Genomic DNA, 19,878 nt, shown 5'->3' on the forward strand with positions numbered 1-19,878 from the left:
GATGGTGCCCTCACTCTATGCAGAGAAGATTAAGGAGTGCGACCTTTTTGACCATTCCCTGCCCAAAAGAATCGCATTTTAGCCAAAGGTTAACGATTCGCAGCTTGAAGCAGGGCCATTGTCCGCACCGCCGCGACAACGCGCCGAAACCGCGCAAGATTGAACCTCCAATCCATTACAATCTTTGCTATTTCGGCAAAATGGCGCCCCAATTCCGCCACCTTTACCAAGCATTAATAAGTGTAAATTCCGCTGCCAAAGCCGTGCTGACCTGTTCCAAAGCCGGCCGGGGTATCCTGGGGGTGTTTAGATGAGTATGCGTCACAAGAACTCAACAGCGCTGAGCAGTCCGCTCATGGTGCGCTGCCTGTCCAAGGTTCAAAGCTTCCTGCAAGAAGAGGACGGGGTGCTGGCAAAGCCAATGATCGGCACCTTCCTTGCCATGCTTGCGGTTGGCGGTATCGGGGTTGACCTGATGCGGATGGAGCGCGACCGCACCATTCTGCAATACACGCTGGACCGCGCCTCCCTCGCGGCCGCGGACCTGGACCAGACCAAGACGCCCGACGCGGTGGTCCTGGACTACCTCTCGAAATCCGGTCTGGAAGACTATTATCAGGCGCCCTGGTGGGAAGCCGGGATTGGCTTCAAGAAGGTGCAGGCAACGATCGACACCTCCTTCCCCACACATCTGCTGGGGTTTGCCGGAATCGATGAAATGCCGCTTTACGCGACCTCCCGCGCGGAGGAGAGCATTGACGGGGTTGAAATCTCGCTGGTGCTGGATGTTTCCGGTTCGATGAGATCCAACAGCCGCCTGACCAACCTCAAGATCGCCGCCAAGGATTTTGTCGACACCATGGTGGCCAATACCACTGACGGTAAAATGTCGATGTCGATCGTGCCTTACGCCACTCAGGTCTCGCTGCCTGAGGAGCTGTACGAGCAGTATAACATCTCGACTCCCGGCGACACGATCTACTCGCGCTGCGCCAATTTCTCGGCTTCGGACTTCCTAACGACCTCCCTGTCACCAGCGGCGGCTCTGGAAGGCACTATGCATTTCACCCCTTGGGACAGCAGGAGCAGGGACAACCGCACCTACTACAGCACGCCGCGGCTGGTCAGCACCCCGGTTTGCGAGGACGATCCGAGCCGGGAGATTCTTCCGTTTCAAAAAGACGCAACGGTCTTGAAGGGTTTCATCGACAACCTTTGGGGCGGCGGGAATACCTCCATTGATATCGGGATGAAATGGGGCACTACCCTGCTTGACCCCTCCGCACGCCCGGTGATCAATGCACTCACAACCGGCGCTGGCGCAACCGTCCCCAACGATTTCTCAGCGCGTCCGTCAGAGTATACCGATGCGGATACCGTCAAGGTCATCGTGCTGATGACTGACGGGCAGAATACCTCGCAGTATTATGTCGAGAACGATCACCGCGAAGGTTACTCGGGCACTTGGATTACCACCTTGCAAGGGAAAGGCGGCCGTGAGCTGGAAATCTACTCGACCCATGATGCGGCCAATGACCGCTACTACTGGCACTTGCCGCATGGAGCGAAATGGGCAAGCCATCCGTTGGGTGCGGGCGAAGGCGACAGCGCTGAATGGTTTTACGACTGTTACGGCGGCTGCGACTGGGTTGAAGAAAATGGAGTTCCCCAGCAACTCAGCTACAGCGATCTGTTTGCCTATACGTCGCTAAAGTACCTCTACTACAGCCTCTATGGCGATTGGATGGGCACCAGCTCCGCCAAGTCAGCTTGGTACTACGGTGTCTACGACTACTACGGCAACTCCACCAAGAATGCCCGCACGCGCAGCATTTGCCAGGCGGCCAAGGACCAGGGCATCATCGTCTATACCATCGGCTTTGAGGCGCCCTCCAACGGCGTGGCGGTGCTGCAGGACTGCGCCAGCTCCGACTCCCACTACTTCGACGTGGACGGGCTGGAAATCTCCGACGCCTTCGCCTCGATTGCAACCTCCATTCGCCAGCTGAGGCTGACCCAATGATCCGACGCACCGCACAAAGCCTGCGCCGCTTCCGGGCGCGCGAAGATGGCAACGCCACCGTGGAATTCGCCATCGTCATCCCGGCCTTCATCATGATCCTGATGTCAACGGTTGAGCTGGGCCTCATCAACCTGCGCCATTCGCAGCTGGAACGCGCGCTGGACCAGACGGTCCGCGACATCCGCCTGAACACCGGCGCCAACAAAAGCCACGCGCAGGTTCGCGACGAGATCTGCGATCTTTCGGGGTTCATCGAAAACTGCGCCACATCGCTCCGGCTGGAGATGGTGCAAGTGGACCCATTCAACTGGTCACCGGTCGACCCGGACCCGGACTGTGTGAACAGCATCGAAGATCCCAAACCTGTGCGCACATTTGAACACGGCAAATCGAACGAGCTGATGCTGGTCCGCGCCTGCATGAAATTCAACCCGGTCTTCCCGACCTGGGGTTTGGGCGAAAGCCTGTACAAGGACGGCGACGGCCGGATCAGCCTGATTGCAACCTCCGCATTTGTTCAGGAACCGAGGTAAGACGCTATGCTGACAGCCCTGACACGGAAAATACCCGGAACCGCCCTGCCCCGCCGCCTGCGCACTTTCCTGCGCAGCACGGAAGGCAATGTCTCGGTCGAATTTGTCTTTTACGCGCCCCTGCTTCTGGGCCTGTTCGCCGCCATCTACACTTTCTTTGACGCCTTCCGCCGCGACGGTGTCAACCTCAAGGCGGCCTACACCGTTTCCGACCTGATCTCGCGCGAGACCACCGCGATCAACGACGCCTACCTCGACAGCATGTACGAGATGACCAAGCTGCTGATCCGGCAGGATTCTCAGCTGGGCCTGCGTGTTTCCGTGGTGCGCTGGGACGATGGCGATGACAAGTATTATGTGGACTGGTCAGAGGTGCGCGGCACCGCCAACACCACCTGGACAGACGCCACCATCAACACGGTTTCTGCCAAGCTGCCGGACATGCCGGATCAGGAGCGGGTCATTCTGGTCGAGACTTTCAACGAGATGGACCCCGCTTTCAATATCGGCCTGCCGACGCTGAACCTGGACAACTTCATCTTTACCCGGCCGCGCTTCGCGCCCCTGGTTGCCTTCGAAGGCAGCGCAACAGGCACCGGCAGCCATGATGATGGCGGCGAAGGCACCGACTGAGCCAGCCTGCGTTTACTCGCCGCGCTGAACCAGCATCGCGGCCAGGATTTCCGACATCGCCTTGCCCTGCGATCCGGGCGTCACACCGCCAATGCCGATCCGGCGGCCGGACCGCCACCACAGCCCTGGCATCCAGGTTCTGTCTCCGGGCGTGCCGGTGCGGATCAGAAAGCCGTTTGACGGCTTGAAGGCAAAAAAACCGCGGTCGATGGCTTCGATATCCTCCACCCTGGCGATCACCTGCCCGTCAGAGCAGCGCAGCTCCTCGGCGGTCAGCTCGATCCGGTGCACCGTGGCCTGCCACATCCGCACCGCCAGCCACAGCGCCGCAGCCCCCACCGCAAGCAGGAACACCAGCCAGGCCGGCGACGGCGGCGCGTAAAAAGCCACATAGACCAGCAGAGCGCCGGTCAGGCCCAGCATCGCTGTTCCCATCACCCGGCGCGCTCCAGAAGCCTCGATTGTGGCCAGGATCTCGTTGCTCATCAGCTGCTCCCCTTACTGCTCCGCCGGGCATAAACCGGATTCGCAAAAGAAAACAGCCCCCGCCAAAACAGGGGCTGAATGCGTCGCGGCTGTTTGCCCTATTCCGCCGCGGCGCGGCGCACGGACACCTCATAGCCGGGCTCTTCCGGCTCGTCGTCGATCAGCTCCTGCGGAAAGCCCGGCGCAGTGACCGACAGGCCGGTGGCCTCTTCCAGCCGCTCGATCATCCGGTCGGACTGCGCCCGCTCGCCATAGCGGCGCTGGCCGTCCTTCATCATCTCGATCATCAGCGGCGACAGCTCCAACGGCACATTGTGGCGGTCGGCCAGGGTCTGGAACAACCCGATGTCCTTCATCACCAGATCCATGGTGAAGTTCACATCGCGAGAGCCGGACAGGATCAGCTGGCTTTCGGTCTCATGCGCAAAGGACGTGCCCGAGGACATCGAGATTGCCTCGAACGTCATGCCCAGGTCCATGCCGCAGGCCTTCATCACCGTCAGCGCTTCCATGACCGCGAGCAGGTTCAAGTTGGCCAGGTAGTTGGTCATCACCTTCAGGGTCGAGGAATTCCCGATCTCACCCACATGCAGGATGCGGCGGCCCATGGTGGTCAGGATCGGCAGGATCCGGTCGAAGGTCTCACGCTCGCAGCCCGCATAGATCGAGATGTTGCCGGTGTCGGCACGGTGGCAGCCGCCGGAGACCGGGCAGTCGACCGGCTCACCGCCGCGCTCAACGATCAGGGCGCCCAAGCGTTTCACCTCCTCCACGTCGGTGGTGGACATCTCCATCCAGATCTTGCCGGGCTGCACATGCGGCAGCATTTCGGTGACAACCGCATCCGAGGCCGCCGGGCTTGGAAGGCAGGTGATCACCGCATCGCAGTCCTGCATCATCTGCGCCGGGCTCCCGCCCGCCTTGGCGCCCCGCGCCACGAACGTCTCAACCAGCGCCGCATCCAGATCATGCACGGCCACGTCCAGTCCGTTGCGCACCAGGCTGCCGGCCAGCTTGCCGCCGACGTTGCCGAGGCCGATAAAGCCGATCTTCATTTCCGTTTTCATGTCCTGCTTCTCCTCCCCGGGGTATCACATGCGATATGGCTAGCTTGACCCCGACCAAAACAAAAACGAATAATAACGCGGCCTGACCCCAGGAATTTTTGCAACGCAAATGTCCGATCTGCCCAATCTCGTCTGGCTGCGCGCCTTTGAGGCCGCCGCCCGCCTGCAAAGCTTCACCGCCGCCGCCGAGGAGCTGGGCCTGACCCAGGCCGCGGTCAGCCACCAGGTGCGCAGCCTTGAGAAGAGCTTTGGCATCACCCTGTTCCTGCGCCGGTCGCGGCATCTGGAGCTGACACAGTTGGGCCACGCCTACTACCCCTCCGTCGCGCAGGCGCTGACCGATATCGCCTATTCCACCCGTGGTCTGCTGGGCCATGCCCAGACCCGGACCGTGACCCTGCGGGCGCCGGTTTCAACCGCGGTGCTGTGGGTGGCGCCGCGGCTGGGTGCGTTTCACAGCGCCCACCCGCATATCCGCATCCGGCTGATTTCCGCGGTCTGGGCTGACAGCACCCAGGACGAGGATGTGGATATTGACCTGCGGCTCGGCCCTTCCGGCTGGTTCGACCGGCGCGCGCATCTGCTCTCCACCGAAAGCGTGATTCCGGTCGCGCAGCCGCAGCTGGCAGAGCAGCTGCAGTCGGTGGATCAGCTTTTTGACCAGACCTTGATCCACATCCATGGCTACCAGGACCACTGGCTGCGGCTGTCGGAGCAGGACGGCGTGCCGCTCAAGGACCGCAGCGCGCCGCTCTATGTCGACACTTCGCTGGCGGCGATCGAACTGGCGGCATCCGGCGCCGGCGTCGCCATGCTGATGCGCCGCTACGCGGAGCTGCCGCTGTCGCAAGGCCGGCTGGCGCAGGTACTGGACGCCGAGATTCCAATGGGCCAGGGCCACTATCTGATGCCCGCCGCCGGGGAGGCCCCGAACAGCGCCGAGACCGCCTTGGTGCGCGACTGGATCGTGTCCCTGTTCGCCTGACGCACCAGGCGGCCCTTGCCGGGTCCGGGATTGGCGGCTAGCGTCCGTCCATGCCCTGGCCCCAGAACACCCCGCCCCAGCGCGACGGCGATGCCGCCGCAGGCATCGACGTCACCGATGAATTCGAGCGGTTCTCGCAGCGCAATGACATCTTCACGCGCGCCTTTTGGGATGAGCGGGTGAAATCCAAACACACCGCCAATTTCTTCGCCTCCTACCGGATGGAGGCTGCCCCGCGCCGCGGCGACGGCTTCACCCAGCGCGACTTTGCCCTGCGAAATGCAGCCTGGCTGATATCCGACGTGGTCTCCGGCCGCCGGGCAGATGAAGGCATCCGCGAGGGGTTCCAGGCCGCCATCCGCCCCGACACGCCAGTCGCCAAGGAGGCGCTGGAGATAAGCGACCCGGCCAAGATGTCCGCCGAGGTGAAACGCATCGCCAGGTTCTTTGGCGCCAATCTCTGCGGCATCACCGATCTGGACGAACGCTGGCTCTATACCGCGCGCGTCGATGCCCGCGACATGTCCGAGGCGCCGCACGATCTGCCCGAGGGGCTGACCAGCGTGATCGTGCTGGGCCACGAGATGGACAAGGACCTGGTGGCCACCTACCCCTCCGCGCTGGCAGGCGCCGCGACGGGGCGGGAATACAGCCACGAGGCCTCCATCGTGATGCAGCTGGCCGCCTATATCCGCAACCTGGGCTATGAGGCGGTGCCGTCGATGAACGACACCGGCCTGGTGATCCCCTATGCGGTCAAGGCGGGCTTGGGCGAATACGCCCGCAACCAGATGGTCATCACCCCGGAATTCGGGCCGCGCCTGAGGTTCTCCAAGATCTTCACCAATCTGCCGCTGGCCCATGACGTGCCGCAGCCGCTGGGGGTGAAGGCTTTTTGCGATATCTGCACCAAATGCGCCGATGCCTGCCCGGTGAAGGCGCTGCCCTACGGGCCGCCCTCAACCGAAACCGCCAATGTCTCGGCAATCAAGGGGGTCCGAAAATGGACCTCGGATGCCGAGAAATGCTTCTCCTTCTGGGCCAAGATGGCCTCTGACTGCGCCATTTGCATGCGGGTCTGCCCGTTCAACCGCGACTATTCCAAACGGCGCAACCGGCTGTGGCTGAAGCTGGCACTTGGCCCGCTGCGCAAACTGGCGCTGCGGCTGTCCGCCAAACATGGCGCGCGGCGCAAACCCGCTGATTGGTGGGCCGCGTCTTCTCCCGGTCAGCACTGACAAGCGCGAGGGCTCCCGCCCGTCCTTGCTGCCTGCGGCACCGCATCCCGTTGGGCCGGGCAGCCCTGCGGGCTGCGGGGAAGGCGATTGTTCACCTGCGCACAACCTCCGTGTCCGGCAACAGGTTTCAGGACGGCAGCGCACAGCCTATCTTAGCCTCAGTCAACGTTTACAGGAGGCATTGAGATGTCCCTCAGACCCATTCTCGAAACCCGCGCCGCCCAGCCCCACACCGAGGGCGCCGGCGTCAAGCTGCACCGCGCCTTCGGCTTTCAGGACCCGTCGGAGCTGGACCCGTTCCTGCTGTTCGACGACTTCCGCAACGAAAACCCGGAGGACTACCTGCGCGGCTTCCCCTGGCACCCGCACCGCGGCATCGAGACCATCACCTACGTGCTGGCAGGCACGGTCGAGCACGGCGACTCGCTGGGCAACGAGGGCACCCTTGGCGCGGGCGACGTGCAATGGATGACCGCAGGCTCGGGCATCCTGCACCAGGAGATGCCTTCGGGCAACGCCAGGGGCCAGATGCACGGGTTCCAGCTGTGGGGCAACCTGCCCGCCAGCCAGAAGATGACCGCGCCGCGCTATCAGGACGTGAAGGGGGCCGACATTCCCGAGATCATCGACGATGACGGCACCCGCGTGAAGGTGATCGCCGGCGATTTCTGGGGCAAGCGCGGCCTGGTGGACGGCATTGCCGCCGACCCGCAGTACCTGGATGTTTACGTCCCGGCGGGCGTCAAAAAGACCCTGCCAATCGACACCTACCGCCGGGCCTTTGCCTATGTGTTCGAAGGCGAGGCCGCCTTTGCCGATGCCTCAGCCCCGCAAGGGGTGCTGCTGGAGAAGGAGGTCGCAGGCCAGGAGGTCAACATCCGCGACCTGTCCGGCGACCGCACCCTGATCCGCTTTGGCACCGGCGACGAAATCACCGTGCAGGCAGGCCCCGAAGGCGTGCGCTTCCTGCTGATCTCCGGCGCGCCGATCAATGAGCCGGTCGCCTGGCACGGGCCGATCGTGATGAACACCCAGGCCGAACTGCACCAGGCCTTCCGCGACCTGCGCAACGGGACTTTCATAAAGCCCGCGCACTGACCGGCTGCGGCCCGCCAATGGGACCCCTGATGTGATATACTCCCCCCGTCCAACGACCAGATGGGGGGAGAGATGATTATCCGGGTGTTCCGTGCCACCGTCCGCGACGACAAGATCCTCGACTTCAAGGATTTCCTTACCAACACCGCCGTGCCGCACGTGCGCCGCCAGCCGGGGCTGGTTTCGGTCACGGCCGGCCTGCCGCGTCCGGATTCGCCATCCACATTCTGCGTGGTGATGGTGTGGGAGAGCATCGACGCGCTGCAGGCCTTTGCCGGCGAGGACTGGGAGCAGCCGCATGTGCTGCCGGAGGAGGACCCGATGGTGCTGAGCCGCCAGATCGATCATTACGACATGATCGGCCTGCTGAGCTGACAGGCTGCCCCCGCGGGCCTCAGCCGTCCGCGCACCAGCTGAAGACGGTCTCCCCGCCCGCAGGCTGGGGCGTGAAACCCGCCTTCTCCAGCACCCGGGCCGAGGCCGCGTTCTCCTGCATGACACCGCCGCTCAGGCAAATGCCGCTGCCGCTGAAATGCGCCTGCAAGCCGCTGATCAGCTCGCTCGCCAGCCCCTGGCCCCAGGCGGCTTCGGCCAACAGATAGCCAAGGTTGCGGGTTTTGCTGCCGTCCTCCGGATAAGACAGGATCAGCAGCCCGATGCCCTGACCCTCCGCCTTGCGCAAGCCAGCAACTTCAGCCTGCTGTGCGACCGCCGCCAGGAATTCCCGCCGGGCCTGATCGCTGTTCTGCGCCTGGAAGCCCTCCGGCAGCCATTGCACTACCTTCGGCGCAAACAGTTCAGCCAGTTCCGCCGCTGTCAGATCCTGCCAGCGCACCGCACGCAGGCGGCTGGTTTGCAGCTCCAGCAGGCTCATGCGCTGACCGCCTTTTGCACCATGTCCCAATAGACCCGCTCCACCTCATCCAGCGAGAGCCGCCCTTCGGACCGGTACCAGGTGTTGACGCCGTTCAGCATCGCAATCACCGCCAGCGTTGCGATCTTGGTGTCGGCGATGGAGAACACCCTCTGCTCCACACCTTCCTTCAGGATCCCCTCCACCCCGTTCTCATAGTCGCGGCGCAGCGATTCGATGACGGTGAAGTTTTCCTCTGTCAGGTTGCGCAGCTCCATGTAGGCGATGAACACCGCATCCGGGCGCTCCAGGTGAAAGCGGATGTGGAACCCGGTGAAAGCCCGGAGCCGGTCCATCGCCCCCGCCGCCCGCGGCACCGCGTCCCAGGCGGCCTGCAGCTCTTCCATGTGGCGGGACATCAGGCTGAACAGCAAGCTCTGCTTGTCCGGCGTGTAATTGTACAGCGCCCCGGCCTGTACCCCGACCTCCTTGGCGATCTGGCGCATCGACACGGCGGCATAGCCGTGCTGGGCAAACAGCCGCAAAGCCGCCTCGCGGATGCGGGGGCCGGTGATATCGGAATGGGAACCTTGGGTGCGTGCCATGCCGGAAACTGTAACTGAACAAGTGTTCATATAAAAGAGAGAATGCAGACGCCGCCCTCTGTAGCCTCACCCTCCGGCAAAGCCAACGCCCCCAGCGGCGGGAATTCAATTGTGCCGGCGCGCAGGAGCCCCTAGAACCGGCAGAGCGGAACAAGGGGTTTAGGCAATGCAGACTTGGGCGCGGATCACTTTCCTCCTGGCTTTGACGGGCGCTGCCGCCTGCACCCGGGTGCCCGAGCTGGAAGACCGGCTGACCCCGGACCTGCGCGGCGCCGGCTACCCCAAGCTTCTGCCGCTGGATAACGCGCTGGAGCCGCTGGACCCGCCGCAGCAGGCCGGCGAAGAACTGCAGCAGGAGCTCGACGCCCGCAGCGCCCGGCTGCAGCGCCGGGCTGAGGCCGTAAAAAACGCCGAATTCTGACCGCTTCCCGGCATTCCCCGCTGCTTCTGCCCGCCCCAAGCGGCAGCGGCGTTGCACGCTCGCGCCGAACCCGATAAGGCGGGGCTGAGCATTTCGGAATAAAGGACCTCCAGCTATGACAGAACCGCTTCGTCTTGGGATTGCAGGTTTGGGCACGGTTGGCATCGGCGTGGTGAAGATCATCCGCCGCCATGCTGCGCTGCTGGAGGCACGGACCGGGCGCCCGGTGGTGATTTCCGCGGTATCGGCCCGCGACGCCAGCAAAGACCGCGGTGTGTCGCTGAGCGACTACGCCTGGGAAACCGACCCGGTGGCGCTGGCGGTGCGCGACGACGTGGATGTGTTTGTCGAGCTGATGGGCGGCCACGAAGGCGCCGCCAAGGCTGCGACCGAGGCTGCACTGGCCGCGGGCAAGGATGTGGTCACCGCCAACAAAGCGCTGCTGGCGATTCACGGACAGGCGCTGGCCGAGCAGGCCGAAGCCGCAGGCCGGGTGATCCGTTTCGAGGCCGCCGTTGCCGGCGGCATCCCGGTGATCAAATCGCTGACCGAAGGCCTGGCCGGCAATGAGATCACCCGCATCATGGGTGTGATGAACGGCACCTGCAACTACATCCTGACCCAGATGCAGGCCACCGAACAGGGCTATAACGCGCTGTTCGAGGAATGCGGCCGCCTGGGATACCTGGAAGCCGACCCGAACCTTGACGTGGGCGGCATCGACGCAGGCCACAAGCTGGCGCTGCTGGCCTCCATCGCCTTTGGCACCAAACCCGACTTTGACAGCGTGCAGCTGGAAGGCATTCAGCGCATCCAGCTGGAAGACATCCACGCCGCCGCCGACATGGGCTACCGCATCAAGCTGCTGGGCGTTGCGCAGCGCTCCGCCCGCGGGCTGGAACAGCGCATGTCGCCCTGCCTGGTGCCTGCCGACTCGCCGCTGGGCCAGCTGGAAGGCGGCACCAACATGGTGGTGATCGAAGGCGACTCGATCGAGCAGGTGGTGCTGCGCGGCCCTGGCGCCGGCGAAGGCCCGACCGCCAGCGCGGTGATGGGCGATGTGCTGGACCTGGCCCGCGGCCTGCGGATTGCCACCTTCGGCCAGCCGGCAGAAACCCTGCAGGAGGCGCCTGCCGCCCAGACCGGCCTGCCCGCGCCCTTCTATCTGCGCATGGGGCTTCTGGATAAACCCGGCGCGCTGGCCAAGGTGGCGGCAATCCTGGGAGAGGCCGGCGTCTCCATCGACCGGATGCGCCAGTACGGCCACTCTGCGCCGGTTGCTCCCGTGCTGATCGTCACCCACAAATGCACCCGCGCTACCCTGGACGCGGCGCTGGACGGCCTCACCGCCACCGATGTGGTTGACGGCACCCCCGTCGCCCTGCGCATCGAAGAGGTCTGAACCGCGAAGCCCCGCAAAAAACGGCCGGTTTGCACGTCTCGGCGGGGTATTCCTGCCGGGGCGAACGCTATCGGCCCTTGCGACCCGGCCCCGCCCCGCGCTATTCGGCTTGAAACGCCCATTTACATCTGACCCGTTGAGACAGGATTTCCGGTATGACTTCGAACACCTCTGACGCGCCCTTTTATGACCGCATGCTGTCGCTGGGCCTCGCCCGCGTTGCTGAGCAGGCGGCCCTCGCCTCTGCCTCGCTGATCGGCCGCGGCGACGAAAAGGCTGCCGACCAGGCCGCCGTCAACGCCATGCGCGAGCAGCTGAACCTGCTGGACATCGCCGGCGTGGTGGTGATCGGCGAAGGCGAGCGCGACGAGGCGCCGATGCTGTACATCGGCGAGGAAGTCGGCACCGGCAACGGCCCCGGCGTCGACATCGCGCTGGACCCGCTGGAAGGCACCACCCTGACCGCCAAGGACATGCCCAACGCACTGACCGTGATCGCCATGGGCCCGCGCGGCTCGATGCTGCACGCGCCGGACACCTACATGGACAAGCTGGCCATCGGCCCGGGCTTTGCCGAAGGCGTGGTGTCGCTGGAAATGTCCCCGCGCGAGCGTGTCGAGGCGCTGGCCAAGGCCAAGGGCTGCGCGCCGTCCGACATCACCGTCTGCATCCTGGAGCGCCCCCGTCACGAGACGATGATCGCCGAAGTGCGCGAGACCGGCGCCTCGATCCGGCTGATCACCGACGGCGACGTGGCCGGCGTGATGCACTGCGCCGAAAGCGGCACCACTGGCATCGACATGTACATGGGCCAGGGCGGCGCCCCGGAAGGCGTGCTGGCAGCCGCAGCGCTGAAATGCATGGGCGGCCAGATCTTCGGCCGTCTGCTGTTCCGCAACGACGATGAAAAGGGCCGCGCTGCCAAGGCGGGCATCACCGATCTGGACCGCATCTATACCCGCGACGAAATGGTTACCCAGGACGTGATCTTTGCCGCCACCGGCGTGACCGGCGGCTCGCTGCTGCCGCGCATCAAGCGCCAGCCGGGCTGGGTCGAAACCACCACCCTGCTGATGCGCTCCAAGACCGGCTCGGTGCGCCGCATGTCCTACCGCACACCGCTGGCACCGCATCAGATGTAAGCCGGTCCTGCGCGGGCAGGAAGCGGCTTGCGCCGCTGCCTCCGGCGGGAGTATTTGAAGAAAGATGAAAGGGCCGGATCCGCATTGGGTCCGGCCTTTGCGCATGGGGGAGACGCATGAGCTTTTTGGGTGTTGAGCAGTCCTTGAGCGGGCGCCGCTGGGTCGGACCCGGCGTGGAGGTGGACCGGGCGTCGGAAATGATGGCGCAGCAGACCGGCCTGCCCCGTTCGGTGTGCCAGGTGCTGGCCCGCCGCGGCGTTCCGGCGATGGAAGCCAAGGGTTTCCTGGAGCCTCGGCTGAAGGAACTGCTGCCCGACCCGCGCGAGATGAAGGACATGGAGGCCGCCGCCGCCCGGTTCCTGGAGGCAGTGCGGCGCAAGCAGCGGATTGCGGTCTTTGCCGACTATGACGTCGACGGCGGCAGCTCCGCCGCGCTGCTGCTGGTCTGGCTGCGCCAGATGGGGCTGCAGGCGACCCTCTACATCCCCGACCGCATCGACGAGGGCTATGGCCCCAATGTGCCCGCCATGCAGGAACTGGCCGCCGCCCATGACCTGATCATCTGCGTCGACTGCGGCACCCTCAGCCATGAGCCGATCGCGGCTGCCAAGGGCGCCGATGTGATCGTCCTGGACCACCACCTGGGCGGCGAGACACTGCCGGAGTGCGTGGCGGTGGTGAACCCTAACCGGCAGGACGAAAGCGGCGACCTGGGCTATTTCTGTGCCGCTGGTGTGGTGTTCCTGATGCTGGTGGAGGCCGGGCGGCAGATGCGCGAGGCGGGTGCCAAGGGACCGGATCTGATGGCGCTGCTGGATCTTGTGGCGCTGGCGACCGTCGCCGACGTGGCGCCGCTGATCGGCGCCAACCGGGCGCTGGTGCGCCAGGGATTGAAAGTTATGGCGGCGCGCAAGCGCCCCGGGCTGGTGGCGCTGTCCGATGTCAGCCGCATGGATTCGGCGCCCTCCACCTATCACCTCGGCTTCCTGCTGGGGCCGCGGGTCAATGCCGGCGGCCGGATCGGCAAGGCCGATCTGGGCGCGCGGCTGCTGTCCACCGACAACCCGCATGAGGCCGCCGCCCTGGCCGAACGGCTGGACCAGCTGAACACCGAACGCCGCGATATTGAAAACGCGGTGCGTGCTGCCGCGCTTGATCAGGCCGAAGCACGCGGGCTGGAGGCGCCGCTGGTCTGGGCCGCTGGCGAAGGCTGGCATCCGGGCGTGGTGGGCATCGTCGCCTCGCGCCTCAAGGAGGCCGCCAACCGGCCCGCCATCGTCATCGGTTTCGACGGGGAAGAAGGGAAAGGCTCAGGGCGTTCGGTGTCCGGTGTCGATCTTGGCGCCTCGATCCAGCGGCTGGCCGCCGAAGGGCTGCTGGTCAAGGGCGGCGGCCACAAGATGGCCGCGGGCCTCACGGTGATGCGGGACAAGCTGGAATCGGCGATGGAGCGCCTCACTGAACTGCTGGCCAAACAGGGCGCAGGCCAGGGCGGCCCTGCCGACCTGAAGCTGGACGGCGCGCTGATGCCCGGCGCCGCCACGGTGGACCTGATCGGGCAGATCGAACAGGCCGGCCCCTTTGGTGCCGGCGCCCCTGCCCCGCGCTACGCCCTGCCGGACCTGCAGGTGCGCTTTGCCAAGAAGATCGGCGAAAGCCACCTGAAACTGTCGCTCAGCGACGGGATGGGCGGCGGCGTGGATGCGATCTGCTTTGGCGCTTTTGACACGGCCCTGGGTCCTCGGCTGCTGGAGCACGGCGGCGCCCGCTTCCATTTCGCCGGACGGCTGGAGATCAACACCTGGGGTGGCCGCCAAAGCCCGCAATTGCGCCTGGAAGACGCTGCCGAAGCGTGAGATTTCAAGGGCTTGCAGCCTGTGGATAAGAAAATGCGCGAATGCGTATTTTTTCTCTTGCGGGTTCCGGCGCTAATAACTAAATACCCGCTCACGCACTGAGTGGCCCGTTCGTCTATCGGTTAGGACGCCAGGTTTTCAACCTGGAAAGAGGGGTTCGATTCCCCTACGGGCTGCCACTTTTCCCACCCCGCACAGATCATTCAAACGCGCCTATGGTGCGGTTTTTTGCGTGTATTTTCAGCGAATTAAGCCAACAGAGCGGCGCGCAAAAAATCTTCGCATTTCTGCAAAAATCCTCTTGCGCCCGGCAGACGCAATCAGTAAACACCGCCTCACAGACAGAGTGGCCCGTTCGTCTATCGGTTAGGACGCCAGGTTTTCAACCTGGAAAGAGGGGTTCGATTCCCCTACGGGCTGCCACTTTATCCGGAAAACAGATACAACGGTTCGCTTGAGCAAAAGCGGTGTCTATCACTTGGCTTTCCGCTGTGAGCGGAATCCGCCGCCCAAGCCGCTTTCCGGTATCACCCTGAACCGCGGCCGGAATTCCGCCCACGGTTCAGTTCAGAGTGCTGAAGATATGCCGGTCAGGAAGCAGGACCGCCCGCCGCTTGCTGCGGGTCAGCCGCGCCGCTGTCACACGCGCCTGCGACCGTGTCGTCCTTCTCCATGCCTTCACGGTAGAAGCAGTGCTGCGCCCGCCCCGCCCGCTTGGCCGCATAGAGCGCCAGGTCCGCCTGGTTCAACAGCTGCTGCGCATCCGGGACTTTCTGCCAGGTCGACAAGGTGGTGCCGGCGCTGGCGGAGATCCGGCAGGTCTGGGCGCCAAAGGGAATCGGCTCCTCCAGCTGCTGGATCAGCCGCTTGGCAATCGCCGCCAGCCGCGCCGTGTCCAGCACGCCCTCGAGGATCATCACGAACTCATCCCCGCCGACCCGGACCACCGTGTCCGACTGACGGGTGCATTCCACCATAATCCGCGCCGCCTGCTGCAGCACCGCATCGCCGGCTGCATGGCCCAGCGTGTCATTCACCTGCTTAAAGAAGTCCAGGTCGAGGTGCATCAGCGCAAACTCGCGGCCGCTGGAAATCAGCCGTGCAAGCACGTGATCCATCGCGCGGCGGTTCTTGAGCCCGGTCAGCGTATCGGTAAAGGCCTGCTCCTCGGCAGCGATCTTGGCCCCCTGCAGACGCAGGTTGAGCTGGCGCGACGCCTCCATCGCGGCGGATTTCGCCTCCACCAGATAGAGCATCTCGATCGTCAGATCAGTGGGCGAGAAATCGGCGCTTGTCAGGTCGTAGTCGCGCACCGCTTCCAGAACGGAAATCCCGAAGGACAGGTTGATGAACGCGCCCTGCCCGTCCGGCAGCGGTGTGCAAACCCCCTTGAGCCCGGTCTGCGGCGCGTCGCGGAACTGCAGGTGCAATTTGCTGCCGGAGGTGCGCAGCAGGTCCTCCACCGATCGCACCGACCTCGGCCGGGACAGATCGAAGACGCGAAAAAACCGCCGCCCTTCCCAGCTCAGCTGCGGACGCAGCTTTCTCAAGGTCGGACCGGCAGAGACAATCCGCCCCTTGGCATCGACAATCGCGTACATCGGACAGACAACGCCCGCCATCTGCGTCAGCTGCTGCAGTGTCATCATAGCGAATGCGCCCCCAAATCGAATTCGCGCCCGGCGGCGAACTTTGTTTCCACCAGGGTGATGGAAATCACTTCGGCACCGCCCTGGGTACCGCTGTGATCAAGGAACACCAGATCGCCATAGTCGTCGGCCATTGCCCGCAAAACGCCCATCAGAACATAGGCATAGCCCGGCAGCCCCGGCTGGCAGACCAGCTCGAACTGCTGCGGCGCCTGCTCCACCAGTTCCAGACCGGGAAGATGCAGGTCCGACACGGCCAGCCGTGCCCGGTCGGGCAAGTCGTCCAGCGAATGCAGGAATTCCACGTAATTCACGCCGCCAAAACGCAAGAGCCGCCGCAGCGCTTCCACCTGCGGGTTGGACACCAGAAATGTGCCCATGTCCTCCAGCATTTCGGGCAGGGGGCGCGCCAGAACCTTTTCCATCGCCGCCAGCATCCGGCCCGATTGCTCATCGGTGTAAAACAGCATCGCCTCGAACTCGGTAAACCCGAGTCCGGCCTCCTCCATAACCTCTTCCCAGCGGTCCGCCCCGTAGGTACTGGTCACAAAAGCCTGAATCGCCCTGTTGATCAGACCGTGCATGCAATGGCCCCTCTTTTCCCATGCCATAGTCTTGACGCCTGCGGGTTAAGAAAGGCCCAACAAAGCAAATTTGGGTGATGGATCGCGCTCATTTCCACGTTTTTTTGTTCTGCACCAGCCCTGCCCGTCCCGCAAAGAACCCTGACCAGCGCGTAATGCGATCATAATCCGGCTGCCGGACCCTGGCCATTCGAATCCGGCAATGGACCCTGCTTGCCGCATCGGCCCCCGCGCGTCACTACTGGACCGGCTGACGCACCGAGGCAAGACCGCGGCGCGCCGGGCACGCCGGACCGGCGGGATCTGACCTGCCGACAGTTCTCCAAACAAAAAAGCGGAGGGTCACCCCTCCGCTTCTTGCCAGCCGCACACCGGTTTCAGAAGTCGGTGGGCGCCCCGCCCTCGGACTTGCGGCGGGCGACGAAGTCCGCCAGCTCGTCACGGATCGCGGGATCCATCGGCGGCTCCTCGAAATCGGCAATGATTTCCTTGAACAGCTTATGGGCGCGCTGCGCGGTCCAGGTGGCACCCGCCGCCTCCCAGGCCTCATAGTTGCGCCAATCGCTCAGGAACGGCTGGTAAAAGGCGTTGGCATAACGGTCCTGGGTGTGCTGGATGCCAAAGAAGTGGCCGTCGTTGCCAACCTCCTTGATTGCATCCAGCGCGATCTCCTCCGGGCCGGTGGCCGAGATCTGCGGCTGCATGTAGCGTTCGATCTGCTGCAGGATTTCGCAATCCATGATGAACTTCTCCGGGCTGGCAATCAGCCCGCCCTCCAGCCAGCCGGCCGCGTGGTAAACCATGTTGGTGCCCGACTGCACCGCTGCCCACAGCGAATTGGACGTCTCCCAGACCGCCTGCCCGTCCGGCACGTTCGCCGCGCAGACACCCGAGGAGCGCATCGGCAGGCCGTAGAACCGGGCCATCTGCCCGGTCATCTGGGTCGAGCGCATGTACTCCGGCGTACCGAACGCAGGCGCGCCCGATTTCATATCGACGTTCGACGTAAACGTGCCGATCACGCAGGGCGTGCCGGGGCGCACATACTGGAACAGGGCAATCGCACACAGGCTTTCGGCAATCGACTGCGCCACCGCGCCCGCCATCGTCACCGGCGCCATCGCGCCCGCCAGGGTAAAGGGCGAGACCACAATGGCCTGCCCGCGCCGCGCCAGCCGCAGGCAGCCGTCGATCATCGGAAAATCGTGTTTCAGCGGCGAGGTGGAGTTGATGTTGGTGTACATATGCGGCTTGGCGTCGAACTCCTCATGGCTGAGCCCGCCCGCAATCCTCACCATTTCCATCACATCCTCGACCCGCTCCTTGCCCAAGCTGTAGGCATGCATCGCCTTGTCGGTCAGGGTCAGCTTGTCATAAAGCACATCCAGGTGGCGGACCGAGGCATGGATGTCCACCGGCTCCACCGGGTAGCCGCCGGCAAAGTGGATACAGTTGAAATACTGGGTCAGCTTCAGCAGGTTGCGGCACTGCTCGCGGTTGCCCGCCACCTTCCTGTTCAGCTCCATATCCCAGTAGTTCGGCGGCGAGGACACGTTGCCGAACAGGATGTGGTTACCGCCCAGCGGGATCGTCCGGTCCGGGTTGCGCGGAGTGATCGAGAATTCGCGGGGTGCCTTGCCCACCATCTCCATCACGAAATCCCGGTCCATTTTGACCAGCTCGCCCTCGACCTTGACGCCGGCCTGTTTGAAGATCTCCAGCGCTTCCGGGTTCAGGAACACCACGCCGATTTCTTCCAGAATGCGCATCGCGCCCTCGTGGATTGCCTGAACGCCTTCCTCCGTCAAAGGTTCGGTCGGCCGGTCGATGTTGACTGGGACCTGCCAGGGCATCTGCTCCAATGCCGCGCTGCCGCGCCGGGCGGCTGCGCCTGCCCTGCCCCCGCCCCGCCTCTTGCGTGCGCCTGTGTCTGCCATGCCGGTCTCCCCTAGATCCGATTTTCGCAAATGCTGATAGCCATCCACTGTGCCAATCCCGGCTGCCATAGACTGTCCATTCCCGACCATGGCTGTCGTTTTTGTTTCGGAAACCGGCGGTATGGGATATTTATGTACACTTGTGCCCAGTAATGCGCGGTAAAAAACCGGCGCTCTACACTAAAGCGCCGGCGAGACCGCCGCTGCCCGTCTCAGGGCACCGGAGTCAGTGCGGGTTCAGCGGTCGATCCAGGCCGGGATATGGCCGATGTCGGGCAGCACGATATCGGCATGCGGCGCCAAGTCCTCGCGCAGCGCCATGCCGGTCAGCACGCCGATCCGCCGCATTCCCGCAGCGGCGCCCGCCTCCAGGTCGTGCAAGCTGTCGCCGACCATGGCGGTGCGCTCCGGCGGCACCCCCGCCGCCCTGCAAAACGCCAGCAGCGGATCCGGGTCCGGCTTGGCGCCATGGCCGCTGTCGCAGCCCGCGACAAAGGCGAAGCGGTCCAGCACGCCCGCCCGCTGCAGCTGGCTCCTGGCAGAAATCTCGGCGTCGTTGGTCATCACCCCCAGCACCTTGCCGCGCGCCAGCAGCCCGTCGAGGAACTCCGCCAGCGGCACCGCCGGCGCCAGCTCCGCCTCCGCAGCGCTGCGGGCCAGGAACACCGCCAGCTGCTCAACCTCCATCTCCGCCACAAACGGCGCCAGCACCTCCGCCACTTCATCGTTGGAGCCGGCGATCACCAGGCTGTCGGGGTTGAACGCCTGCCGCTCCAGATCATAGCTGATCACCTCAGCCATCGCCTCCAGCACCGCCCGGTCGCCTTTGGCCAGCGTCTCAAGCACCTGAGCCGCCCAGCCGTTCCAGGTGGCGGCAAAGTCGAACAGGGTTCCGTCCTTGTCGAACAGGAAGGCATCAACGGGCATGGCGGGTCCTCTCTCCGCGGGAATTTAGCGGAACCCTAGGCACAGCCCCCGCCGATCTCAAGTCCAGTTCACCTGCGCCCCGCCCGGAAGCGACATCCGCGCCTGCATCGGCATCTCATAAGCCAGGCCATGGGCATCACAGAACTGCATCACCCAATTGTCGTCCATCGTTAAGAAATCGAGCACTGAGCCCAGGAATTCCGGCTCTGCCGCCCGCGCGCGCAAATCCGCCTCGCTGGCGCCGGTTGCGCCCAGAAACACCGGCATAAGCTCATCATTCCCGGCCAGCCAGGCCAAGGCTTTCAACGCCAGAGTCTCTGCGCCATCGGCGGAAATCTGCATCTTCTCCACACTCCTGCCGCATTGCGGCCAATTTAGTAAAAATCCGAAAGAGTTTCTTAACCAGTCTCAGCAAAGCTGCAAGGCATAGGATTTGCAA

At 64.2% G+C, this 19,878-nt stretch carries 20 protein-coding genes and 2 tRNA genes; 13 read left to right on the forward strand and 9 right to left on the reverse strand.

The features are described from left to right. Positions 1-310: 310 nt before the first annotated feature. Genes ACXAED_RS02645 through ACXAED_RS02655 form a run of 3 tightly spaced genes read left to right on the forward strand, consistent with a single transcriptional unit; the run spans position 311 to position 3,189 of the window. A complete protein-coding gene (locus ACXAED_RS02645; RefSeq protein ID WP_475046676.1) occupies positions 311-2,023 on the forward strand; it encodes a pilus assembly protein TadG-related protein in 1,713 nt (570 codons plus the stop codon). Further along, positions 2,020-2,556, forward strand: coding sequence for a TadE/TadG family type IV pilus assembly protein (locus tag ACXAED_RS02650; protein WP_475046678.1), 537 nt, complete (start codon positions 2,020-2,022; stop codon positions 2,554-2,556). The genes ACXAED_RS02645 and ACXAED_RS02650 overlap by 4 nt, the downstream gene beginning before the upstream one ends. Positions 2,557-2,562: 6 nt before the next feature. Next, a complete protein-coding gene (locus ACXAED_RS02655) occupies positions 2,563-3,189 on the forward strand; it encodes a TadE/TadG family type IV pilus assembly protein (protein WP_475046680.1) in 627 nt (208 codons plus the stop codon). Positions 3,190-3,201: 12 nt separating this feature from the next. Here ACXAED_RS02655 and ACXAED_RS02660 read toward each other — a convergent pair whose 3' ends face one another. Further along, positions 3,202-3,675, reverse strand: coding sequence for a hypothetical protein (locus ACXAED_RS02660; protein WP_475046681.1), 474 nt, complete (start codon positions 3,673-3,675; stop codon positions 3,202-3,204). Positions 3,676-3,773: 98 nt separating this feature from the next. Further along, positions 3,774-4,730 (reverse strand): NAD(P)-dependent oxidoreductase, encoded by a 957-nt coding sequence (locus ACXAED_RS02665; RefSeq protein ID WP_475052988.1) that lies wholly within the window; start codon positions 4,728-4,730, stop codon positions 3,774-3,776. Between the two features lie 121 nt (positions 4,731-4,851). Here ACXAED_RS02665 and ACXAED_RS02670 point away from each other — a divergent pair, with 121 nt between their 5' ends. The 4 genes from ACXAED_RS02670 (at position 4,852) to ACXAED_RS02685 (ending at position 8,438) form a co-directional block, all read left to right on the forward strand. Next, positions 4,852-5,727: a LysR substrate-binding domain-containing protein gene (locus ACXAED_RS02670; RefSeq protein ID WP_475046682.1), complete on the forward strand. Its 876-nt coding sequence runs from the start codon at positions 4,852-4,854 to the stop codon at positions 5,725-5,727. A 50-nt stretch (positions 5,728-5,777) separates the two neighbouring features. Beyond that, positions 5,778-6,965 carry a 4Fe-4S double cluster binding domain-containing protein gene (locus ACXAED_RS02675; RefSeq protein WP_475046684.1) on the forward strand — a complete coding sequence of 396 codons (1,188 nt, stop codon included), beginning with the start codon at positions 5,778-5,780 and terminating at the stop codon, positions 6,963-6,965. Between the two features lie 186 nt (positions 6,966-7,151). Beyond that, complete coding sequence (locus ACXAED_RS02680) at positions 7,152-8,063, forward strand: pirin family protein (protein WP_475046685.1); 912 nt, start codon at positions 7,152-7,154, stop codon at positions 8,061-8,063. A 72-nt stretch (positions 8,064-8,135) separates the two neighbouring features. After that, on the forward strand, positions 8,136-8,438 hold the full coding sequence (locus tag ACXAED_RS02685) for an antibiotic biosynthesis monooxygenase family protein (RefSeq protein ID WP_475046687.1): 303 nt from the start codon (positions 8,136-8,138) through the stop codon (positions 8,436-8,438). A gap of 19 nt (positions 8,439-8,457) precedes the next feature. Here the strand turns inward: ACXAED_RS02685 and ACXAED_RS02690 are convergent, their stop codons facing one another. Both ACXAED_RS02690 and ACXAED_RS02695 read right to left on the reverse strand, forming a co-directional pair. Next, on the reverse strand, positions 8,458-8,937 hold the full coding sequence (locus ACXAED_RS02690) for a GNAT family N-acetyltransferase (RefSeq protein WP_475046689.1): 480 nt from the start codon (positions 8,935-8,937) through the stop codon (positions 8,458-8,460). After that, a complete protein-coding gene (locus tag ACXAED_RS02695) occupies positions 8,934-9,521 on the reverse strand; it encodes a TetR/AcrR family transcriptional regulator (RefSeq protein WP_475046691.1) in 588 nt (195 codons plus the stop codon). Before ACXAED_RS02695 ends, ACXAED_RS02690 begins: the two co-directional genes overlap by 4 nt. A gap of 166 nt (positions 9,522-9,687) precedes the next feature. On the opposite strand from ACXAED_RS02695, the gene ACXAED_RS02700 reads away from it, so the two are divergent. The 6 genes from ACXAED_RS02700 (at position 9,688) to ACXAED_RS02725 (ending at position 14,765) form a co-directional block, all read left to right on the forward strand. Beyond that, on the forward strand, positions 9,688-9,942 hold the full coding sequence (locus ACXAED_RS02700) for a hypothetical protein (RefSeq protein WP_475046693.1): 255 nt from the start codon (positions 9,688-9,690) through the stop codon (positions 9,940-9,942). 115 nt (positions 9,943-10,057) lie between these two features. After that, the gene (locus tag ACXAED_RS02705) at positions 10,058-11,344 is read left to right on the forward strand and encodes a homoserine dehydrogenase (protein ID WP_475046694.1); all 1,287 of its coding nucleotides are present in this window, start codon (positions 10,058-10,060) and stop codon (positions 11,342-11,344) included. 155 nt (positions 11,345-11,499) lie between these two features. After that, positions 11,500-12,486: a class II fructose-bisphosphatase gene (gene glpX, locus ACXAED_RS02710; protein ID WP_475046696.1), complete on the forward strand. Its 987-nt coding sequence runs from the start codon at positions 11,500-11,502 to the stop codon at positions 12,484-12,486. Positions 12,487-12,602: 116 nt separating this feature from the next. Beyond that, entirely contained in the window at positions 12,603-14,342 is a 1,740-nt protein-coding gene (gene recJ, locus ACXAED_RS02715) for a single-stranded-DNA-specific exonuclease RecJ (protein ID WP_475046697.1), read from the forward strand. Positions 14,343-14,446: 104 nt separating this feature from the next. Continuing rightward, positions 14,447-14,521: transfer RNA gene (locus ACXAED_RS02720), tRNA-Glu, on the forward strand. Positions 14,522-14,690: 169 nt separating this feature from the next. Next, a tRNA-Glu gene (locus ACXAED_RS02725) sits at positions 14,691-14,765 on the forward strand. 167 nt (positions 14,766-14,932) lie between these two features. On the opposite strand, the gene ACXAED_RS02730 is transcribed toward ACXAED_RS02725, so the two are convergent. The 5 genes from ACXAED_RS02730 to ACXAED_RS02750 form a co-directional block, all read right to left on the reverse strand. Further along, positions 14,933-15,991: a diguanylate cyclase domain-containing protein gene (locus ACXAED_RS02730; RefSeq protein WP_475046699.1), complete on the reverse strand. Its 1,059-nt coding sequence runs from the start codon at positions 15,989-15,991 to the stop codon at positions 14,933-14,935. Beyond that, entirely contained in the window at positions 15,988-16,575 is a 588-nt protein-coding gene (locus ACXAED_RS02735; protein ID WP_475046701.1) for a heme NO-binding domain-containing protein, read from the reverse strand. The genes ACXAED_RS02730 and ACXAED_RS02735 overlap by 4 nt, the downstream gene beginning before the upstream one ends. Before the next feature lie 377 nt (positions 16,576-16,952). Beyond that, positions 16,953-18,512: a trimethylamine methyltransferase family protein gene (locus tag ACXAED_RS02740; RefSeq protein WP_475046702.1), complete on the reverse strand. Its 1,560-nt coding sequence runs from the start codon at positions 18,510-18,512 to the stop codon at positions 16,953-16,955. 237 nt (positions 18,513-18,749) lie between these two features. Beyond that, complete coding sequence (locus ACXAED_RS02745) at positions 18,750-19,439, reverse strand: HAD family hydrolase (protein ID WP_475046704.1); 690 nt, start codon at positions 19,437-19,439, stop codon at positions 18,750-18,752. Between the two features lie 57 nt (positions 19,440-19,496). Beyond that, complete coding sequence (locus ACXAED_RS02750) at positions 19,497-19,781, reverse strand: DUF3572 domain-containing protein (RefSeq protein ID WP_475046705.1); 285 nt, start codon at positions 19,779-19,781, stop codon at positions 19,497-19,499. Between the last annotated feature and the right edge of the window lie 97 nt (positions 19,782-19,878).

This window comes from Leisingera sp. ABM4_103 (genome assembly GCF_056158685.1).

Coding starts and splice junctions, on each gene's coding strand:
- ACXAED_RS02645 (WP_475046676.1), top strand. CDS start 311: ATGAGTATGCGTCACAAGAACTCAACAGCGCTGAGCAGTCCGCTCATG.
- ACXAED_RS02650 (WP_475046678.1), top strand. CDS start 2,020: ATGATCCGACGCACCGCACAAAGCCTGCGCCGCTTCCGGGCGCGCGAA.
- ACXAED_RS02655 (WP_475046680.1), top strand. CDS start 2,563: ATGCTGACAGCCCTGACACGGAAAATACCCGGAACCGCCCTGCCCCGC.
- ACXAED_RS02660 (WP_475046681.1), bottom strand. CDS start 3,675: ATGAGCAACGAGATCCTGGCCACAATCGAGGCTTCTGGAGCGCGCCGG.
- ACXAED_RS02665 (WP_475052988.1), bottom strand. CDS start 4,730: ATGAAGATCGGCTTTATCGGCCTCGGCAACGTCGGCGGCAAGCTGGCC.
- ACXAED_RS02670 (WP_475046682.1), top strand. CDS start 4,852: ATGTCCGATCTGCCCAATCTCGTCTGGCTGCGCGCCTTTGAGGCCGCC.
- ACXAED_RS02675 (WP_475046684.1), top strand. CDS start 5,778: ATGCCCTGGCCCCAGAACACCCCGCCCCAGCGCGACGGCGATGCCGCC.
- ACXAED_RS02680 (WP_475046685.1), top strand. CDS start 7,152: ATGTCCCTCAGACCCATTCTCGAAACCCGCGCCGCCCAGCCCCACACC.
- ACXAED_RS02685 (WP_475046687.1), top strand. CDS start 8,136: ATGATTATCCGGGTGTTCCGTGCCACCGTCCGCGACGACAAGATCCTC.
- ACXAED_RS02690 (WP_475046689.1), bottom strand. CDS start 8,937: ATGAGCCTGCTGGAGCTGCAAACCAGCCGCCTGCGTGCGGTGCGCTGG.
- ACXAED_RS02695 (WP_475046691.1), bottom strand. CDS start 9,521: ATGGCACGCACCCAAGGTTCCCATTCCGATATCACCGGCCCCCGCATC.
- ACXAED_RS02700 (WP_475046693.1), top strand. CDS start 9,688: ATGCAGACTTGGGCGCGGATCACTTTCCTCCTGGCTTTGACGGGCGCT.
- ACXAED_RS02705 (WP_475046694.1), top strand. CDS start 10,058: ATGACAGAACCGCTTCGTCTTGGGATTGCAGGTTTGGGCACGGTTGGC.
- glpX (WP_475046696.1), top strand. CDS start 11,500: ATGACTTCGAACACCTCTGACGCGCCCTTTTATGACCGCATGCTGTCG.
- recJ (WP_475046697.1), top strand. CDS start 12,603: ATGAGCTTTTTGGGTGTTGAGCAGTCCTTGAGCGGGCGCCGCTGGGTC.
- ACXAED_RS02730 (WP_475046699.1), bottom strand. CDS start 15,991: ATGATGACACTGCAGCAGCTGACGCAGATGGCGGGCGTTGTCTGTCCG.
- ACXAED_RS02735 (WP_475046701.1), bottom strand. CDS start 16,575: ATGCACGGTCTGATCAACAGGGCGATTCAGGCTTTTGTGACCAGTACC.
- ACXAED_RS02740 (WP_475046702.1), bottom strand. CDS start 18,512: ATGGCAGACACAGGCGCACGCAAGAGGCGGGGCGGGGGCAGGGCAGGC.
- ACXAED_RS02745 (WP_475046704.1), bottom strand. CDS start 19,439: ATGCCCGTTGATGCCTTCCTGTTCGACAAGGACGGAACCCTGTTCGAC.
- ACXAED_RS02750 (WP_475046705.1), bottom strand. CDS start 19,781: ATGCAGATTTCCGCCGATGGCGCAGAGACTCTGGCGTTGAAAGCCTTG.